This is a genomic window from Streptomyces sp. NPDC046862 (assembly GCF_040704615.1).
In the GTDB taxonomy this organism is placed as follows: domain Bacteria; phylum Actinomycetota; class Actinomycetes; order Streptomycetales; family Streptomycetaceae; genus Streptomyces.
Genome location: NZ_JBEYXP010000023.1, coordinates 51,713 through 70,556, shown reverse-complemented (window position 1 = coordinate 70,556; position 18,844 = coordinate 51,713). Strand labels below are relative to the sequence as shown.

Here is an 18,844-nt window from a genome sequence, read left to right as displayed (position 1 = left end):
CAGACCCAGTATGGTCCGCGCACGTCGGGCACCGGTAATTCACACACCGGAAAAGAAGTCAGCCTTGAACCCTCCGGCCAGGGACTGTTCGGCCCAGATGACCTTGCCCTCGGGGGTGTAGCGGGTGCCCCAGCGCTCGGTGAGCTGAGCGATCAGGAACAGGCCGCGGCCTCCCTCGTCCGTGTCGGCGGCGTAGCGCAGGTGGGGCGAGGTGCTGCTGGTGTCGGAGACCTCGCAGATCAGACTGCGGTCGTACAGCACACGGACCCGGATGGGACCGCTGCCGTACCGGATCGCGTTGGTGACCAGCTCGCTGAGGATCAGCTCCGTCGTGAACTCCAGCTGTTCGAGCCCCCATTCCGACAACTGCCGGGACACCGAGGCACGCACCTGGCCGACGGCCGCCGGGTCGGACGGCACCTCCCAGTCGGCGACACGGCCGGCGTCCAGTGCGCGGGTGTCGGCGACGATGAGGGCGATGTCGTCGCTCGCCCGGCCCGGCAGCAGGGCGTCGATCACGGCCCGGCAGGCGCCGTCCGGAGAGGCGTCGGTGCCTGCCTGGACCAGGGCCGTGCGCAGAAGCTCGAGGCCGACGCCGATGTCCCGTTCCCGGTCCTCGACGAGCCCGTCCGTGTACAGCACCAGGCGACTGCCCTCCGGCAGTTCCAGGTCGGCGGTCTCGAACGGGAGACCGCCCACGCCGAGCGGCGGACCGGCCGGCACCTCGGGGAACTCGACACTCCCGTCCGGAAGGACCACCGCCGGCGGCGGATGACCGGCCCGGGCCAGGGTGCAGTGCCGCGAGACCGGGTCGTAGATCGCGTACAGGCAGGTGGCGCCGGTGACCGCGGCACCGCTCCCCTCCTCCGCCTCGTCCTGGTCGATGCGGCCCACCAGTTCGTCCAGGTGCCCCAGCAGCTCGTCGGGCGGCAGGTCCAGGGAGGAGAAGTTGTGGACCGCGGTCCGCAGCCGGCCCATCGTGGCCGCGGCGTGCAGCCCGTGGCCGACGACGTCACCCACCACGACCGCGACCCGGGTGCCCGACAGCGGCAGTACGTCGAACCAGTCGCCGCCCACCCCTGCCTGTGCGGGCAGGTACCGGTAGGCGAGGTCCAGGGCGCTCTGCTCGGGCAGGCTGCGCGGGAGCAGACTGCGCTGCAGGGTCACGGCCATGGCGTGCTCGCGCGTGTAGCGGCGTGCGTTGTCGATGGAGATCGCGGCCCGGGCCACGAGTTCCTCGGCGAGGGCCACCTCCTCCGGGTCGAAGGGCTCGGGCTTCTCCGAGCGCCAGAAGTTGACCAGGCCCATCACCAGGGGGCCGGCCCGCAGCGGGACGGTGATCAGGGAGTGAATGCCGTACTCCACGACCTTCGCGGCCCGCTCCGGGTCCTGTGCCATCCACCAGGGCGCCCGGCCGAGGTCGGGCTCGAGGTGGGCCTGGCCGGTGCCGAGGCTGCGCGCCTGCGGAGAGGAGGGGACGAAGACGATCTCCTCGCCCAGCGGGTAGAGGGGAGCGTCCTTGCGGATCCCGCCGACCGCCGTACGGCGCATCGTGGTGCCCGCGTCGGGCTCCTCACCGGTCAGCACGGCGTGGGACAGGTCCACGGTGACGAAGTCCGCGAACCGGGGGACGGCCACCTCGGCCAGCTCCTCGGCGGTACGGGTCACGTCCAGGGTCGTACCGATGCCCACCCCGGCGTCGTAGAGCAGCTTGAGGCGCTCCCGCGCCACCTCGGCACGGCCGGACAGGGCGCGCAGCTCGGTGGAGTCGCGGAGCGTGGCGACGCTGCCCGACGGGGCGCCCTCGAGGTCCGTGGGCCGCTGGTTGATCGCCAGCAGCCGGTCGTCCACCAGGTGCACCTCGTCCGTGGCGACCCGTCCGGAGGCCAGCAGCTCGGCGGTGTCCGCGTCGAGGCCGAGGGCGTGGACGTGCCGGCCCTCGGCGTCGGCGGGCAGGTCGAGCAGGCGCTGCGCCTCGTCGTTGGCCAGCAGCAGCCGTCCCCCGCCGTCGATGATGATCACGCCCTCGCGGACGGCGTGCAGCACCGCGTCGTGGTGCTCGTACATCCTGGTCATCTCGGTCGGGCCCAGGCCATGGGTCTGGCGCAGCAGCCGTCTGCTGACGAGTGCGGTGCCCGCCGTGGCGAGGGTGAGCGCCGCGGCCGCCGCGCCCAGGAGGATCGGCAGCTGCCGGTCCGCCACACCGCCCACGTTCTCGGTCGTGATGCCGGCCGAGACGAGACCCACGACCGTGCCGTCGGGATCCTTGACCGGCACCACGGCCTGCACGAGCTGCCCTATGGTGCCGTTGATCTCCTCGGTGACGGTGCGGCCCCGCAGCGCGGGCTCGATGTTCCCGACGAACTTCTTGCCGATGCGATCCGGCTTGGGATGGGTGTAGCGGATGCCGTCGGTGTTCATCACCACGATGAAGTCCATCTTCGACTGCTTGCGAGCGGCCTCGGCCCTCGGCTGCAGCACGGCGGTGGGATCGGGACTGGACAGCGCCTCCCGGGTGCCCGGTGCGTTGGCGAACGTCTCGGCGACGGCGAGCGAACGGTTGCGGGCCTCCTGGGTGCTGTCGTGACGCACCTGCAGCACGAGGGCTGCCACGGCCGCCACGACCAGCAGCAGCACGATCACGACCTGGAACAGGAACACCTGGGCGGCGACGCTGCGCCCGCCCAGCGCCGACCGCAGCCCGGCGACCGGCCGCCACCCGAGTCGATCGTCCCGCCGCCGGCGATCGCCCGGTTCGCGTGGCGCGTCGTGTGCGTCCTGCTGCTCGTGCGCTCGCCGGGCGTGGTCGCTCTGGTGTCCTCCGCGCGGACCGCCGGACCGACGGGCCGACCGACCCCGTGCTCGACCCAATAGTCGGATCATGTGCCCATGTCTACACTGCCCCGCGCCAGGAGGCGAGGGGCGTCACACACGGTGACAGACAGTCATCGCGGCCACCGCCCCGCTCAAGGTGGAGGAGGTCCTCGGCGTTGCCCCGAGGAGAGGGCGTTGTCACTGTCCGCCGCGTACCCGGATCACTTCTCGCGGTCGCGGAGCGCGGCCAGGGCACGGTCGGCGTGGGTGCTCATCCGCAGTTCGCTGCGCACCACCTCGAGGACCGTCCGGTCCTCCGCGATCACGAAGGTCACCCTCTTGGTCGGCGCCAGGGAGAAACCGCGCTTGACCCCGAACTGTTCACGGATCTTCCCGTCCGCGTCGGACAGCAGCGGGAAACCGAGCGTGTGCCGCCCGGCGAACTCCTGCTGACGGTCGACCGCGTCCCCGCTGACCCCCACGGGCCGCGCACCGGCGGCGGCGAACTCGGCGGCCAGGTCACGGAAGTGGCACGCCTCGGCGGTGCACCCGGGAGACAGGGCGGCCGGGTAGAAGAACAGCACCACCGGCCCCTCGCCGAGCAGCTCCGACAGCCGGCGCACGGTCCCGGACTCGTCCGGGAGCTCGAAGTCCTCCACCTTGTCGCCGACGTCCACACCACGTGTCATGACCGGCCCTCCTGCCCCTTCGCGACACCCCGTGCCCACAGCACGAGCGGAACCTGCAACGGAAGCCGGGCGAGGGCAGCCGTCCGCAGCGGTGCGGAACGGTGCCGCCAGTCCACGGCCATCTGGACGTTGGCGGGGAAGACACCGACGAAGAAGGCCGCCGCGGCCCGTGCCGAGGCCCGTCGTGTGCGGGGCAGCGCGACACCGGCCGCCAGCGCCAGTTCGGCCGCGCCGCTCGCGTACGTCCAGGCGCGGGGTGACCCCGGCAGGGCGCGCGGGACGGTGGCGGCGAACGGGCGGGGCACGACGAAGTGACAGACGCCCGCCCCGGCCAGCAGACCGGCGAGCAGCAGAGCCGAACGTTCCGAGCGGGACACGCTTCTCCTTCTCCGGGGCGGCACTCAGGCAGTCCCGGAGACAGTCCCCGAGGGCCCCAACGGCCACAGAGTAGTCGGCCGTTGATCGCTTCATCCGGCCGGGCCCCAGTGTCACTGACGGCCGCCGCCGAAGCCGGTCGGGGGCCCGCCCCGCAGGACGAGCCCCCGACTGGTTGTGCCCGATGCGTCACCGCACCGTGTGCTCAGTGCTCAGTGCTCAGTGCTCAGAAGGTGAGCTTCCAGCTGTCGATGTAGCCGGTGTCCAGGCTGGCCACGTCGTGCACGCGCAGCTTCCAGACCCCGGCGGCCGTCTCCGAGGAGGCGTCGACGGTGTACGTCGCGTTGACGTTGTCGGCGGAGTCGGAGGCGGAGGAGTTCTTCAGCCGGTACGCCGTGCCGTCCGGCGCGACCAGGTCGATCTCCAGGTCACCGCGCCAGGTGTGGACGATCTTCACGTCCACGCTGAGCGTGCTGGAGGCGGGGCCGCCGCGGTTGACGTTGATCGGAGACTCGACGGTGTCGTTGTCGGGGATCTGGTAGTCCGAGGTGTTCTCGAAGACGGTGCCGTCGCCCTCCTCGTCCACGGTCCAGGCGAAGCTCGCCGTACCCGTCTCCCCGGCCGCGTCGGTCACCGTGATCGTCGGAGTGAAGCTGCCGGCCGCGGTCGGCGCCCCTGAGACGCGGCCCGTGGAGGCGTCGATCGACAGCCCGGCCGGCAGGCCCGTGGCCGCGTAGGACAGAGCGCCCGCGTTGGTCGACGACGCCCGCACGTCGAGCGTGACCGACTGGCCGACCAGGGAGTACTGGCTGCCCGGAGGCACCACCGTCACGCCGTCCACGATCCGGGAGCCCACGTTGATCGCGGCCCAGGCGTTCGCGGTGTTGTTGTACGTCTCCGAACCGAACCCGAACAGGTCGGCGGCGGCCTGCAGAGTGGCGGTGCGGGCACCGGCGTAGTTGGTGGTGGACGTCATGTACGTGGTCAGCGCCCGGAACCAGATCTTCTCGGCGTTGGCCCTGCCTATCGGCGTCACCGGGAGACCGTCGTAGGTGGGGGAGTCGTAGTCGACCCCGTTGACGGTCTTCTTGCCGCTGCCCTCCGAGGCCAGGTAGAACCAGTGGTTCGCCGGGCCGGAGGAGTAGTGGACGTCGATCGAACCCAGAGAGGAGGACCAGTTGTCGCGTGAGGCGCCGTCCTTGCTGGGCTTGTCCATGTAACGCAGCGGCGTGCCGTCGCCGTTGATGTCGATCTTCTCGCCCACCAGGTAGTCGCCGACGTCCTCGGAGTTGCCGGCGGCGAACTCGACGGCAGCGGCGAAGATGTCGGAGGTCGCCTCGTTCAGACCGCCCGACTCACCGCTGTAGTTGAGGCCGGCGGTGACCGAGGTCAAGCCGTGCGTCATCTCGTGCGCGGCCACGTCGATCGACGTCAGGGGGTTGGCGTTGCCCGCGCCGTCGCCGTAGGTCATGCAGAAGCAGGCGTCCTGCCAGAAGGCGTTGACGTAGTTGTTGCCGTAGTGGACCCGGCTGTACGGCGCCACCCCGTCGCCCCGCAGACCGTCGCGGCCGTGCACGTTCTTGTAGTAGTCCCAGGTCAGCGCCGCCCCGTAGTGCGCGTCCGCGCCCGCCGTCTCCGCGTTGGCCGCGGTGCCGTCGCCCCACACGTCGTCGGTCCCGCTGAACAGGGTGCCCGTACCGGAGCTGCCCCGGTTCAGGTCGTAGGTGCGGTGGTTGCCCCGGTCGGCGTCGGTGAGCGTGTACGTCGACCCCGACTGGCTCGTGCCGAGCGAAACGGTGCCGCTGTAGCGCGTGTTGCCGGTCCCGGTGTCCACGCCCTCGTACTCGAACAGCGTGTCGCCGTTCTGCGCGTCGGTGATGACGTGCAGTTCGCTGGGCGTGCCGTCGTCCTGAAGTCCGCTCACCACGGTCTCGTACGCCAGCGTCGGGGTGCCCTTGGCGGCCCAGACGACCTTGCGTGTGCTGTCCGCCGCGGCCTTGGTGGAGCCCTCGGCCCGCGCCGCCTTGACGGCCTGCCGCTCGACCGCGGCCCGGCTCACCTCCGGCTTGAGGTCCTTCACCTTCAGCAGCGGCTTGTAGCTTCTGGTCACACTGTCGATGGCCCCGGACTTCGACGCGTGGACGACGAGGTCGCCGCCGAGCACGGGGAGGCCGGCGTACGTGCGCTCGTAGCGGGTGTGGACGGTGCCGTCGGCGTCCTTGACGACGTCCCGTACCTTCAACTCCTCCTGGGCGCCCAGGCCGAGGCGGTCTCCGGTGGTGTCGGCGGCCTTCTCGGCGCCGCGTATGAGGGTTTCACGCTGAGAGGGGGTCAGTTTCGCGGGCAACGCCCCGCGGTCGGGCTTGGCGGGTGCCACGACGCGTCGCGCGTCGGCGGCGTCGTCGCTCCGGGCGCTCGCCGGGGCGCCCTGGGCCGTGACCGCCAGGACGGTCGCCGCCGCGACGAGCGAGGCCGCGGTCACGGATCGGCTGCGGGTGGAACGGAGGACCGATCTGCGGGTCGGTCTGTGGGGGGTCGAACTCACGCGGACTCCTTGTGCTACGGCCGACGTTGGACGAGCGGCCGAACGACGGGCCCGGCACCCGGAAGCGGGCGCGGGTCGTGCAGGGAGAACTGCGGTGCGGGTGCGGGACTGCGATGCGGGTGCGCGTGCGCGTGCGCCGCTGGTGTGCGGAGTGGGCACAGAGTGTCAGATGTGAAGGTCCTGTGTCAGGATCACATCAAGTGAATGGCCGGAAAGTGTCCGTTCTCAGAGGTCACGCCTCCGCTTTCCGGACAAGTGCCGAGGCTCGGGAAGAATCTGCTCATGCGGGACGGTGTCTACTCTTCGCTCGCCCGCGCGGCCGCATCATGAGAGATTTCTGTGAATTTCGGGAACGGTTGAACGCGCGCGGTTTCTGCTTCGTATGCGGCTGGGGATTTTCATGCCCCGCCGGCGACGAAGCGTAGGAGTACCCCTTGAGCCGCAACACGCGCAGAAGACGCCCGACTGGCGCACGGCGCGCAACCTCTGGAGCGATCGCGCTGATGCTGGGCGGAGGTGGGCTGGTGGTGGCGAACGTCTACGCCTCGGCCACCGAGAGCCACGGTGTGTCGCAGCGCACGGCCCAGAGCACGGCAGGCCGGGCGGCGGCCTCGGGAGCCGCCACGATCGACTGCCCTGACGTCGGCAGCCAGTTGACCGCGGTGCCCGACCAGGCACGCCCTGAGGTCGACAGGGAACTCGCCCTGCTGGACAAGCAGGTCGCCGAGGCCTATCAGCGCCTCCAGGGCACCGTGCGGGCCCAACTGCAGGACAGCGGTTTCACCGACTCCGCGATCATGAACCCGCTGAAGGAGAAGAGGGCCGCGACGATCGAGCGGATCCTGATCGCCGTCGACCGCGTGGGCGACCGTCCCCAGGGCCTGGAGGCCTTCGCCCCCTGTACGTTCCGTGCTTCCGGCAACCAGGGCCGGCCGGAGGACGGGCAGAACGGCGACCAGGGCGACGCCGGCCGGCAGGACGACGGCGGCGACCAGGGCGGCCAGGATCAGAACCAGGACGAGGGGCAGGGGCAGGGCGAGGGCCAGGGCAACGACAACGCCGACCAGAGCGGCAACGGCGGCCAGGCGGGCAACGGACCCGTCGCCGCCGACTTCGTGGACATCACCACGGTCCAGCCCAACGTCCAGAAGCCGCGACCCCGAAGCGGCGCCTCCCGCGGCACCTTCACCACCGACTGCGGTGTGAACGCGGGCGGCTTGTTCAACTCCGACAACGTCATCGTGGCCCCCGGTGTCTCCAACGGTGCCCACCACTTCCACGACTATGTCGGCAACCAGGCCAACAACGCCTTCGCGAGCGACGAGGACCTGACGAAGGGCAGGACGAGTTGTGAGGCGGAAGGCGACAAGTCCTCCTACTTCTGGCCCGTCCTGCGCCTGCAGAACGGCACCCGCGAGCAGGACGCCGACTCGCCCGGCGGCGGCATCGAGGGCAACGCCGGCGAGATCGTCACGCCCAAGCAGGTCACGATGACCTTCGTGGGCAACCCGGCCGGCAAGGTCACCGAGATGCCGAGGCTGCTGCGCATCATCACCGGGGACGCCAAGGCGTTCGTCAACGGCACCGCCAACGCCAACGCGTCGTGGAGCTGCACCGGCTTCGAGAACAAGGTGCAGTTGAAGGACAAGTACCCCGTCTGTCCCCGGGGCAGCGACGTGGTGCGCACCTTCAGGTTCCAGAGCTGCTGGGACGGCCGCAACATCGACAGCGCCAACCACCGCACCCACGTGGCCTTCGCCGACGCGGACGGCACCTGCGCGAACGGGTTCCGCGCCATTCCGCAGCTCGTCCAGCGCATCGTCTACGACGTCGACGCGCCGAGCCTGGACGACGGTGGCAGGACGACCCCGCTGTTCGCGGTCGACTCCTTCCCCGAGCAGTTGCACAAGCCGGTCACCGACCACGGCGACTTCATCAACGTCTTCGACGAAGACCTCATGCGCGAGATGGTCGACTGTGTCAACAGCGGCCAGAAGTGCGACGCCGCCTCCGGCGCCGCCGGGAACCCGGAGCCGGGCACCGGCGGTGAGGATGCATCAGGCGGGCAGACCCTGGCCCCCGCCACCAACAAGCCGGCCCCCGAACAGGACGACGACCAGACGGAGCAGGCGGAGCAGCCCGCAGACGAGGACGCCGACAACGGCGCCGGCAAGGGTCGCGACAGCGGCAGCGCGGAGCCCAGGACCTACGCGCTGCCCTCGGCCACCCACCGCGAGCAGACACCCTCCACGGCCGATCCCGGCGGCGCCACTCCCGGCCCTGAACCGACCACGGGCTACACCGACCAGTCGGGCGGCTCCGGGACCGCACCGCAGGCGATCACGGGCGACCTCGCCGACACCGGTGCCCGGCTGTGGCCGGCCGCGATCGGAGGTGTGCTGCTGTTGGTCGGCAGCGTGCTGCTACGCCGTATCCGCCGCAGGACGTGGTGACATCGCCCGGCGGGCACTGAGTGCCGCGGCCAGCAGGCGCTCGTCCAGTGCCATCTCGCCGTCGGGTGTGGAGTCGTTGCACGGGATGCGGGTACGGCGGTCGATCAGGGCCGTCACGTCCGGCAGCGCGGCCGAGGCCTGAGGCCCCATCCGCCCCAGCCCCCGCAGGTAGCACTCGCCGATCGCGTAGTCGTCCAGGTACGGCGTCATGAGGGCGAGGAGCCGCCGCAGCGCGCCCGGCCCCGCGTGCCGCAGCCAGACGGGAGCGCACTGGGCCTGGGAGCGGCCCGGCCATCGGAACGTGAGGTTGTACAACTGGGCCGCCTGCCGGAAGGTCAGCGGCCCGGCGTCCAGCAAGACACCGAAGATCTCCGGGGCGCGGTCGAGACGGGTGACGCCGATGGGCTTCCCCGCGAGCAACGCGGCGGCGGACACGGGGTCGTGAGCAGGCACCGCCGCGGTCGGAGTTGGCGGACGGCGGGGCTTCGGGTACGGCTCGAAGGGCACCCCTCGCAGCAGAGCACCGTGCACCCGCATCGCCTCCTCGGAGATCGAGGCCGTGCGGAAGGCGTCCGCGAAGGCCGGACCGATCTGTGGCCCGCCGCTCCGGACGAGCAACGGCAGCAGCTCCACCGCTGCCGCACGCCACAGTTGGCATGCCGCGCGGGCGAGTTGGGCACCGATGTCCCGGGTGATGGGATCGGCAAGAAGACGGGCCACGAGAGCATACGTGTGGGTCTCGCGCCCGAGCGTGTGCAGTGCCCGCCCCCACAACTGCCCGATGCCCTCGGGGTCCAGGCGCGGGGCGGCCTCACGGACCTCCGCGAACAACGCGGCGTCCAGGCTCGGCCACCGGGCGGGAGCGGCGGCCCGCAGCGACGTGAGGAGGGTGAGGGGGATCGTCATGGCGGCGCCGTCGCCCACGGCGTCCTCCCGCCACGTCATCGGCCGGGGCGGAGGCCGCCCTTCCGTGCGGAGGTCTCGATCATGCGGTCGATCATCTCACGGAGGAGCACTCCCCACCGTGTCCAGCAGATGCGCGACCAAGGGATTCTGGTCACCCTTGCGCCAGGCCACGGCGACCCGCGTGCGGGCGGTGGCCGGTTCGATCCGGCGGAAGGCGACCCCTTTGAGCCGGATGCGGCGGATGCTCGCCGGGGCCAGGGAGACGCCCAGGCCGGTCTCCACCAGGGCGCAGACGGTCTGCCATTCCACGGCGTGCTGGGCCACCCGGGGGGTGAAACCCGCCGAGGCGCACAGACCGGTGATCTGGTCGTACAACTGCGGTCCGACCGCGCGGGGGAGGAGCACGAACGGCGAGTCCGCCAACTGGCCGACTCGGACGGTGCGCCGGGCCGCGAGCGGGTGCGCGGACGGCAGGACCGCCACGAAGGGCTCGCTCAGAACCGTCCTGAAGTCGAGCTGCGGCTCGTCGGCGGGCGGTTCGCGCAGCAGACCGATGTCGATGGTCCGGTCGTGCAGGGCGGCGAGCTGGGGTGCCGTGGTCATCTCGTGGATGTCGAGACGCACCTGCGGGAACCGCTCGCGGTGCGTGCGCAGCAGGCCGGGCAGAACGGTCAGGGCGAGGGAGGCGGCGAAACCGATCCGCAGCCGTCCGGTCCGGCCACTGCCGACGGCCCGCGAAGCGGCCAGGCCGTCGGCAACGGCGCTGAGTGCCCGGCGGGCGGCAGGCAGCAGTTCCCGGCCCGCCGGAGTGAGGGCGACACCTCCCGGATCACGGCTGAACAGCGCGTGGCCGACCTTGTCCTCCAGGCGGCGGATCTGCTGGCTCAGCGGGGGCTGGGCGATGCCCAGGCGGGCTGCCGCGTGGCCGAAGTGCAGTTCCTCGGCGAGCACGACGAACGCGTGCAGTTGCGGCAACGGGAGTTCGGGACGGTCCATACCCCAGAAATAGCAGCAGAGAGATCAGCAGGGATATCGGCAGTGGTATGAGTCCATGCCGTTCCACGTATTAGACGTATCCGCACTGGTCACCTAGCGTGCGGCGCATGACAGAGCGACGCGCGATCCTCAGCGGTTCGACGTTCGAGGAACAGATCGGTTACGCCCGTGCCGTGGTCGACGGCGACTGGGTTCATGTGTCCGGGACGACCGGGTTCGACTACGCCACCATGACGATCTCCGAAGACGTGGTGGAGCAGGCCGGGCAGTGCCTGCGCAACATAGAAGCCGCGCTCGCCGACGCCGACTGTACGTTCGCCGACGTCGTACGCGTGCGCTACCTGCTGCCCGACCGCGACGACTTCGAGCCCTGCTGGCCGCTCCTGCGCCGGGCCTTCGGCGAGGTCCGTCCGGCCGCCACGATGCTCATGTGCGATCTCTACGATCCCCGCATGAAGATCGAGATCGAGGTGTACGCCCGGCGCGGCCGCTGAAGGCCGACGCGTGGGCCGGCCGCGGAACCCCGTCGACCGAACGGCCCGTTTTCACCCGGCGATGACGGGATACGCGATCCTCATGGTGCAAATCGGATACACGATGATGACGGAGCAGGCCGGTCCGCGCGACCTCGTCGATCACGTCGTAGGAGCGGAGGAAGCCGGCTTCGACTTCTCCGTGACGAGTGACCACTACTTCCCCTGGCTGCGGTCCCAGGGCCACTCGCCCTACGCGTGGACCGTCCTCGGCGCCGCGGCCCAGGCGACGTCGCGCATCCCGCTGATGACGTATGTGACGTGTCCGACGTTCCGCTACCACCCGGCCGTCGTGGCCCAGAAGGCGGCGACCCTGCAACTGCTGTCCGGGGGCAGGTTCCGCCTGGGCCTCGGTTCGGGTGAGAACCTCAACGAGCACGTCGTGGGCCGTGGCTGGCCGTCCGTCGACGTACGGCACGAGATGTTCGAAGAGGCCGTCGGGATCATCCGCGCGCTCTTCGAAGGCGGACACGTCACCCACCACGGCAAGCACTACGACGTCGACTCGGCACGCCTTTGGGACCTGCCGGACGCCCCGCCGCCCATCGGTGTCGCCGTGTCCGGCGAACGGTCCTGTGCCCTCGCCGGACGCCTGGCCGACCTGGTCATCGCCACCGAGCCGAAGGCGGAACTGGTCAGCGCGTTCGACCGGCACGGTGGCTCGGGCAAGCCGAGGGTGGGGCAACTGCCGGTCTGCTTCGACACCGACCGCGACGCGGCCATCGCCCGCGCCCACGACCAGTTCCGCTGGTTCGGCGGCGGCTGGAAGGTCAACTCCGAACTCCCGCATCCCGATTCGTTCGACGGAGCCACACAGTTCGTGACGCGGGACGACGTCGCCGAGTCCATCCCCTGCGGTGACGACCCGGACGTGTTCGTCTCGGCCGTACGGCCCTACGTGGAGGCGGGATTCACCGAGGTCGCCCTCGTGCAGATCGGCGGCGACAGCCAGCCCGCCTACCTGGAGTGGTCGGAGAAGACGCTGCTGCCCGCGCTCAGGGACGCGTTCGCCTGAAGCACACGCGACCCGGACCCGCGGCGCCCGGTGGGTCGAGCGCCCGCAGACTTCACACCGACAAGAGAACGATCAGGATGCGAGCGAGCGTCACCCGCCGGTGGCAAGGTGGGAGGGAACCGGACTCCAGCCGGACGGCGTCCGAGGGCACGCCGCCCCGTGAGAAGGGAACTCCCGATGGCCGAGCAGGACGAGCGGTTCGACGTGGTCGTACTCGGTGCGGGCCCCGGCGGCTACGTGGCCGCCATCCGCGCCGCCCAACTGGGTAAACGCGTCGCCGTCGTCGAGGAGAAGTACTGGGGCGGTGTCTGCCTGAACGTGGGCTGCATCCCGACCAAGGCCCTGCTGCGCAACGCCGAACTGGCGCACATCGTCACCCGGGAGGCGAAGACCTTCGGCATCAAGATCGACGGACAGGTCTCCTTCGACTACGGCGAGGCCTTCCGCCGCAGCCGCCGGGCCGCGGACGGCCGGGTCAAGGGCGTCCACTACCTGATGAAGAAGAACAAGATCGCGGAGATCGACGGCCGCGGCACCTTCCTCGACCCCCACACACTCGAGGTGGCCGGCTACGACGGCGACACCCGCACCATCGGCTTCGACCACTGCGTCATCGCCACCGGCGCCACGCCGAAGCTGCTGCCCGGCACCCGCCGTACGTCGCGCGTGGTGACGTACGAGGAGCAGATCCTCGCCGAGGAACTGCCGCAGTCGATCATCATCGCGGGCGCCGGGGCCATCGGCATCGAGTTCGCGTACGTCCTGAACAACTACGGCGTGAAGGTCACCGTCGTGGAGTTCCTGGACCGCGTCGCCCCGCTGGAGGACGCCGACGTCTCCGCCGAACTGGCACGCCAGTACCGCAAGCTGGGCATCGACGTCCTCACCTCCACCCGGGTCGACGCCATCGACGAGTCCGGCCAGCAGGTCCGCGTCACCGTCACCGGCAAGGACGGCGCGCAGCAGGTCCTGGAGGCCGACAAGGTGCTCCAGGCGATCGGCTTCGCGCCGAACGTCACCGGCTACGGCCTGGAGAACACGGGCGTGAAGGTCACCGAGCGCGGTGCGATCGACGTCGACGGCCGCTGCCGCACCTCTGTGCCGCACATCTACGCCATCGGCGACGCCACCGCCAAGCTCATGCTCGCGCACGCCGCGGAGGCGATGGGCGTGGTCGCCGCCGAGACCATCGCGGACGCGGAGACGATGGAGCTCGACTACGTGATGATCCCGCGCGCGACCTACTGTCAGCCGCAGATCGCGAGCTTCGGCTACACCGAGGCCCAGGCGCGGGAGAAGGGCTTCGACGTCAAGGTGGCGAAGTTCCCCTTCACCGCGAACGGCAAGGCGCATGGCCTCGGCGACACCACCGGCTTCGTGAAGCTGATCAGCGACGCGAAGTACGGGGAACTCGTCGGCGCCCACCTCATCGGCCCCGACGTCACCGAGCTGCTGCCCGAGCTGACGCTGGCCCAGCAGTGGGACCTCACCGTCCACGAGGTGGCCCGCAACGTGCACGCCCACCCCACCCTGGGCGAGGCGGTCAAGGAGGCGGTGCACGGCCTGGCCGGGCACATGATCAACATGTGAGGCGGCACAGGAGGCTCGTTGCGAGCGGCTCCCTCGGATGGGGGTAGTGGAGCTTTCAAGCATTCGGCCATGGTGACGCGCCGACCAGGTGCGGGTGAGGGCTCTACCGTGTCCTCACCCGCTTCACAGGGGCGCTTCGGGCATGATCCCCAGTTGCGTGAACAGATCCGCCTGGTCGAAGTAAAGGCGGTAGCTGACGATGACCCCGTCCTCCACCGTGGCGAGGTCGCAACCGAGGAGCCGCACCTCCTGCTCCGTGGCCGGGAGGGTCTCGCCGGTGGGCAAAGCGATGGGTCCGGTGTTGCGGCCGCCGAAGTACCCCTCGTCGATCGCGGTGTCACCGGCCTCGTACTTGTGCAGCGACTCGAACGTCGCCTGCGGGATCATCTCCGTGATCTGATCGAAGTACTCGACGATGTTGTCACGGCCCCTGAGCTCCCCGGCATCGGGTGTGACGGCGACCGCGTCCTGCGCGAAGCACTCCGCGACGGCCTTCGGATCGCGGGCCGTCGTCAGCGCCTCGGTGAGCCGGTCCATGACCTCACGTGCCTGTCCCATGATCTACCTCCTGCGCCCCCACCGCGTTGTGACCGCTTCCATTCTCCTCTCGCGCCCCGGGCCCCGCGCGCCCTGCCCGGCACGGCGCTGAGGGGAGCCGGTCCGTCACCAAAGGCAGTCACGGCATGGCGGGCGCCTTGGTCGAGCGCCCGAGCCATGTGACGGTCGCAGGGCCCGGCACGTCGATCTCGTGGAAACCCAGACGGTCGTAGAAGGCCCTGGCGGGAGTGTTGGCCGTCACCATCGACAGATGCACGGCCGGCACACCGCGGTCGTGAAGGGCACCCAGAAACGTCCGCGTCAACGCGCGCCCGTGGCCGAGCCCCTGCCACTGGGGAAGCAGATCGATGTGCAGGTGGGCCGGATACGCGGCGACTTCGGGGACGAGCATGCGCTCGGGGTGGTGCAGCATCTGGATGATCGCCTCGTCCGGTGTGCTCGGCGTCCCGAGGGGCTCCGGATAGCGGTCCACGACCAGGGGCAGCCACCGCGTGCGGAAGGCCTCCGCGAAGCGGGGAGTGTCCGCCGTGCCGAGGACATAGCCGACCGCCCGTCCCCGCCCGTCGTCCAGTACGAAGGCCAGCTCCGGCTCCAGGTGAACGTACGGAGCCGCGAAGGTCGTCGGGAAGATCCCGGGGTCCGTGTAGACCGGGCGGCTGTCCTGCCCGTTGTGCGCGGTGCGGACGCAGATGTCGTCGAGGGACTCTCGGTCCTCGGGGCGGTAGGGACGTATGGCGGCAGACGAGGTCACGGCGACATCCTGTATCGATGGGAGCGCTCCCACAAGAGGCGGGGACTGACCGGGACCCTGAGAGCGCCGAACAGCCCGTGAAGCGCCGGCAACCCGCTTGAGCACTCCGGTGCGCCGTGGCACGATCACGAAGGTGAGCACCAGACCGCCCGCAGAGCAGCGGCTGAGCGACCTCGCGCGACTACGTCGCGTGCGTGACCGGATCGACCGGGAGTACGCGCAGCCGCTGGACGTCGAGGCGCTCGCCCGGGGCGCGAACATGTCGGCCGGGCACCTCAGCCGCCAGTTCCGGCTCGCCTACGGCGAGTCGCCGTACGGCTACCTGATGACGCGGCGCATCGAGCGGGCGATGGCGCTGCTGCGCCGTGGGGACGTCAGCGTCACCGAGGTCTGTTTCGCGGTCGGCTGCGCGTCACTGGGCACCTTCAGCACGCGCTTCACCGAACTGGTCGGCATGCCGCCCAGCGTCTACCGGCGCAAGGCGGCGACCTCGACGGAGGGGCTTCCGTCCTGCGTGGCGAAACAGGTGACGAGACCGGTCAGGAATCGAGAAGCGCCGGCACCCGAACCACACCTAGCGTGAGGGCCATGGACATCACCATTCACACCAGCGTCCTCCCGCACGACGACCCGGACGCCTCCCTGGCCTTCTACCGCGACGCCCTCGGCTTCGAGGTCCGCAACGACGTCGGAACCGGCAAGATGCGCTGGATCACGGTCGGCCCCGCCGGCCAACCCGAGACGAACATCCTGCTGGCTCCGCCCACCGCCGACCCCGGCATCACCGACGACGAACGCCGCGTGATCGCCGAGATGATGGCCAAGGGCACCTACGGCTGGATCCTGCTGGCCACCAGAGACCTCAACGGCACCTTCGAGAAGGTGCAGGCAGGCGACGCCGAGGTCGTACAGGAGCCGACCGAGCAGCCGTACGGCGTCCGCGACTGCGCCTTCCGCGACCCCGCGGGCAACATGGTCCGCATCCAGGAGCTGCGCTGACACGTCAGGTAGAGCCGCCCGCCGGTTTCGGCCGGAGGGTGTCCTACCGGTCGGGCTCCGTATCCCCCCGTGCCGCATCCGTGCTTGGCGCGAGGAGAGCGGGACCTGAACAGAACACCCCGCTCGACGGCTGGCCGGACGGAGCCGGGCGACGCCGACGGAGGCCGCGAGGGCGGCTCCGCCCAACAGATGGAGACACGATGAGCACGGCCAAGAGGACGCACGCGCAGTCGCCTTCGCCGCACGCCGCCGACACCCACGATCTGATCCGCGTGCACGGGGCGCGCGAGAACAACCTCAAGGACGTCAGCGTCGAGATCCCGAAGCGCCGGCTCACCGTGTTCACCGGCGTCTCCGGCTCCGGCAAGAGCTCGCTCGTGTTCGACACGATCGCCGCGGAGTCGCAGCGGCTGATCAACGAGACCTACAGCGCCTTCGTGCAGGGGTTCATGCCCACCCTGGCGCGGCCCGAGGTCGACGTCCTCGACGGGCTGACCACCGCGATCAGCGTCGACCAGCAGCGCATGGGCGGCGACCCCCGCTCCACGGTCGGCACCGCCACCGACGCCAACGCCATGCTGCGCGTCCTCTTCAGCCGCCTCGGCGAGCCCCACATCGGGCCGCCCAGCGCGTACTCGTTCAACACCGCCTCCGTCCGCGCGAGCGGTGCGATCACGGTCGAGCGCGGTGACAGGACCAAGGCCCAGAAGGCGACGTACGAGCGCACCGGCGGCATGTGCAACCGCTGCGAGGGCCGGGGCAAGGTCTCCGACATCGACCTGACCCAGCTCTACGACGACTCCAAGTCGCTCGCCGAGGGAGCGTTCACCATCCCCGGCTGGAAGTCGGACAGCCAGTGGACCGTGCAGGTCTACGCCCAGTCCGGCTTCGTCGACCCGGACAAGCCGATCCGCGAGTACACCAAGAGGGAGATGCAGGCCTTCCTGTACGGGGAGCCGACCAAGGTCAAGGTCAACGGCGTCAACCTCACCTACGAAGGGCTGATCCCCAAGATCCAGAAGTCGTTCCTGTCCAAGGACAAGGAGGCGATGCAGCCGCATATCCGGGCGTTCGTGGAGCGGGCGGTCACCTTCACCACCTGCCCCGAGTGCGACGGCACCCGGCTCAGCGAGGGCGCCCGGTCGTCGAAGATCAACAAGATCAGCATCGCCGACGCCTGCGCGATGGAGATCCGCGACCTGGCGGCATGGGTCCGTGACCTCGACGAGCCGTCGGTGGCGCCGCTGCTCACCGCGCTGCAGCACACCCTCGACTCGTTCACGGAGATCGGCCTCGGCTACCTCTCGCTGGACCGGCCGGCGGGCACGCTCTCGGGTGGCGAGGCGCAGCGCGTCAAGATGATCCGCCACCTCGGCTCCTCGCTCACCGACGTCACCTACGTGTTCGACGAGCCCACCATCGGCCTGCACCCCCATGACATCCAGCGGATGAACGACCTGCTGCTGAGACTGCGGGACAAGGGCAACACGGTGCTCGTCGTGGAGCACAAGCCGGAGACGATCACGATCGCCGACCATGTCGTCGACCTCGGACCCGGCGCCGGTACGGCGGGCGGCACCGTCTGCTTCGAGGGCACCGTCGAGGGGCTGCGGACCAGCGGCACCGTCACCGGCCGCCACTTCGACGACCGGGCCACCCTCAAGGAAACCGCGCGCGAGCCCACCGGCCGGCTTCCGATCCGGGGCGCGAGCACGCACAACCTGCGGGGCGTCGACGTCGACATCCCGCTCGGCGTGCTCTGCGTGGTCACCGGAGTCGCCGGCTCCGGCAAGAGTTCGCTCGTCCACGGGTCGATTCCCGCCGACGAGGGTGTGGTGTCCGTCGACCAGAGCCCGATCAGGGGCTCCCGGCGGAGCAACCCGGCCACGTACACCGGGCTGCTCGAACCGATCCGCAAGGCGTTCGCCAAGGCCAACGGCGTGAAGCCGGCGCTGTTCAGCGCCAACTCCGAGGGCGCCTGCCCCACCTGCAACGGCGCGGGCGTCATCTACACCGACCTGGCGATGATGGCCGGTGTCGCGACCCCGTGCGAGGACTGCCAGGGGAAGCGGTTCCAGGCGTCGGTGCTGGAGTACCACCTCGGCGGGCGCGACATCAGCGAGGTGCTCGAGATGTCGGTGGCCGAGGCCGAGGAGTTCTTCGGCGCCGGCGAGGCGCACACGCCCGCCGCGCAGCGCATTCTCGCCCGGCTCGCCGACGTCGGACTCGGCTACCTCAGCCTCGGCCAGCCGCTGACCACGCTGTCCGGCGGCGAACGGCAGCGGCTCAAGCTGGCCACGCACATGGCCGAGAAGGGCGGCGTCTACGTCCTCGACGAGCCGACCGCCGGCCTGCATCTGGCCGACGTCGAGCAACTGCTCGGCCTGCTCGACCGGCTCGTCGACTCCGGCAAGTCGGTCATCGTCGTCGAACACCACCAGGCGGTCATGGCGCACGCCGACTGGATCGTCGACCTCGGCCCCGGCGCCGGCCATGAGGGCGGCACGATCGTCTTCGAGGGGACCCCCGCCGACCTCGTCGCCACCCGGTCCACTCTCACCGGCGAGCACCTCGCGGCCTACGTCGGCGCCTGACATCAAACCAGTTGATCAACCGGGGC

At 70.4% G+C, this 18,844-nt stretch carries 16 protein-coding genes; 8 read left to right on the top strand and 8 right to left on the bottom strand.

What is annotated here, in order from left to right; genetic code table 11:
* Positions 1-39: 39 nt before the first annotated feature.
* The gene (locus AB0959_RS25305) at positions 40-2,688 is read right to left on the bottom strand and encodes a SpoIIE family protein phosphatase (protein ID WP_366828903.1); all 2,649 of its coding nucleotides are present in this window, start codon (positions 2,686-2,688) and stop codon (positions 40-42) included.
* Here AB0959_RS25305 and AB0959_RS25300 point away from each other — a divergent pair.
* Entirely contained in the window at positions 2,584-2,874 is a 291-nt protein-coding gene (locus AB0959_RS25300; protein ID WP_366828910.1) for a hypothetical protein, read from the top strand. The genes AB0959_RS25305 and AB0959_RS25300 overlap by 105 nt on opposite strands.
* Positions 2,875-3,035: 161 nt before the next feature.
* Here AB0959_RS25300 and AB0959_RS25295 read toward each other — a convergent pair whose 3' ends face one another.
* The 3 genes from AB0959_RS25295 to AB0959_RS25285 all read right to left on the bottom strand — a co-directional run bounded on the left by AB0959_RS25295 (position 3,036) and on the right by AB0959_RS25285 (position 6,423).
* Positions 3,036-3,503, bottom strand: coding sequence for a peroxiredoxin (locus AB0959_RS25295; RefSeq protein WP_366828816.1), 468 nt, complete (start codon positions 3,501-3,503; stop codon positions 3,036-3,038).
* On the bottom strand, positions 3,500-3,880 hold the full coding sequence (locus AB0959_RS25290; RefSeq protein WP_366828815.1) for a hypothetical protein: 381 nt from the start codon (positions 3,878-3,880) through the stop codon (positions 3,500-3,502). Before AB0959_RS25290 ends, AB0959_RS25295 begins: the two co-directional genes overlap by 4 nt.
* A 224-nt stretch (positions 3,881-4,104) precedes the next feature.
* Complete coding sequence (locus tag AB0959_RS25285) at positions 4,105-6,423, bottom strand: M4 family metallopeptidase (RefSeq protein ID WP_366828814.1); 2,319 nt, start codon at positions 6,421-6,423, stop codon at positions 4,105-4,107.
* A 503-nt stretch (positions 6,424-6,926) separates the two neighbouring features.
* Here AB0959_RS25285 and AB0959_RS25280 point away from each other — a divergent pair.
* Entirely contained in the window at positions 6,927-8,876 is a 1,950-nt protein-coding gene (locus tag AB0959_RS25280) for a DUF1996 domain-containing protein (protein WP_366828813.1), read from the top strand.
* Here AB0959_RS25280 and AB0959_RS25275 read toward each other — a convergent pair.
* Both AB0959_RS25275 and AB0959_RS25270 read right to left on the bottom strand, forming a co-directional pair.
* Positions 8,847-9,821, bottom strand: a complete 975-nt coding sequence (locus AB0959_RS25275; RefSeq protein ID WP_366828812.1) for a hypothetical protein — start codon at positions 9,819-9,821, stop codon at positions 8,847-8,849. The genes AB0959_RS25280 and AB0959_RS25275 overlap by 30 nt on opposite strands.
* Before the next feature lie 57 nt (positions 9,822-9,878).
* Positions 9,879-10,778, bottom strand: a complete 900-nt coding sequence (locus AB0959_RS25270; RefSeq protein ID WP_366828811.1) for a LysR family transcriptional regulator — start codon at positions 10,776-10,778, stop codon at positions 9,879-9,881.
* A 107-nt stretch (positions 10,779-10,885) separates the two neighbouring features.
* Here AB0959_RS25270 and AB0959_RS25265 point away from each other — a divergent pair, with 107 nt between their 5' ends.
* The 3 genes from AB0959_RS25265 to lpdA all read left to right on the top strand — a co-directional run bounded on the left by AB0959_RS25265 (position 10,886) and on the right by lpdA (position 13,916).
* Positions 10,886-11,272 (top strand): RidA family protein, encoded by a 387-nt coding sequence (locus AB0959_RS25265; RefSeq protein ID WP_366828810.1) that lies wholly within the window; start codon positions 10,886-10,888, stop codon positions 11,270-11,272.
* A gap of 82 nt (positions 11,273-11,354) precedes the next feature.
* A complete protein-coding gene (locus AB0959_RS25260) occupies positions 11,355-12,326 on the top strand; it encodes an LLM class F420-dependent oxidoreductase (RefSeq protein WP_366828809.1) in 972 nt (323 codons plus the stop codon).
* Between the two features lie 177 nt (positions 12,327-12,503).
* A complete protein-coding gene (gene lpdA / locus AB0959_RS25255) occupies positions 12,504-13,916 on the top strand; it encodes a dihydrolipoyl dehydrogenase (protein WP_366828808.1) in 1,413 nt (470 codons plus the stop codon).
* A gap of 123 nt (positions 13,917-14,039) precedes the next feature.
* Here the strand turns inward: lpdA and AB0959_RS25250 are convergent, their stop codons facing one another.
* Both AB0959_RS25250 and AB0959_RS25245 read right to left on the bottom strand, forming a co-directional pair.
* A complete protein-coding gene (locus tag AB0959_RS25250; RefSeq protein WP_366828807.1) occupies positions 14,040-14,474 on the bottom strand; it encodes a nuclear transport factor 2 family protein in 435 nt (144 codons plus the stop codon).
* 118 nt (positions 14,475-14,592) lie between these two features.
* Positions 14,593-15,225 carry a GNAT family N-acetyltransferase gene (locus AB0959_RS25245; protein ID WP_366828806.1) on the bottom strand — a complete coding sequence of 211 codons (633 nt, stop codon included), beginning with the start codon at positions 15,223-15,225 and terminating at the stop codon, positions 14,593-14,595.
* Between the two features lie 133 nt (positions 15,226-15,358).
* Between AB0959_RS25245 and AB0959_RS25240 the strand changes: the two genes are divergently transcribed.
* From AB0959_RS25240 to AB0959_RS25230, 3 genes are all read left to right on the top strand, one after another.
* Positions 15,359-15,808 (top strand): helix-turn-helix transcriptional regulator, encoded by a 450-nt coding sequence (locus AB0959_RS25240; protein ID WP_366828805.1) that lies wholly within the window; start codon positions 15,359-15,361, stop codon positions 15,806-15,808.
* A gap of 5 nt (positions 15,809-15,813) precedes the next feature.
* Positions 15,814-16,224, top strand: coding sequence for a VOC family protein (locus tag AB0959_RS25235; RefSeq protein WP_366828804.1), 411 nt, complete (start codon positions 15,814-15,816; stop codon positions 16,222-16,224).
* Positions 16,225-16,424: 200 nt separating this feature from the next.
* A complete protein-coding gene (locus tag AB0959_RS25230) occupies positions 16,425-18,818 on the top strand; it encodes an excinuclease ABC subunit UvrA (RefSeq protein ID WP_366828803.1) in 2,394 nt (797 codons plus the stop codon).
* Positions 18,819-18,844: the final 26 nt, after the last annotated feature.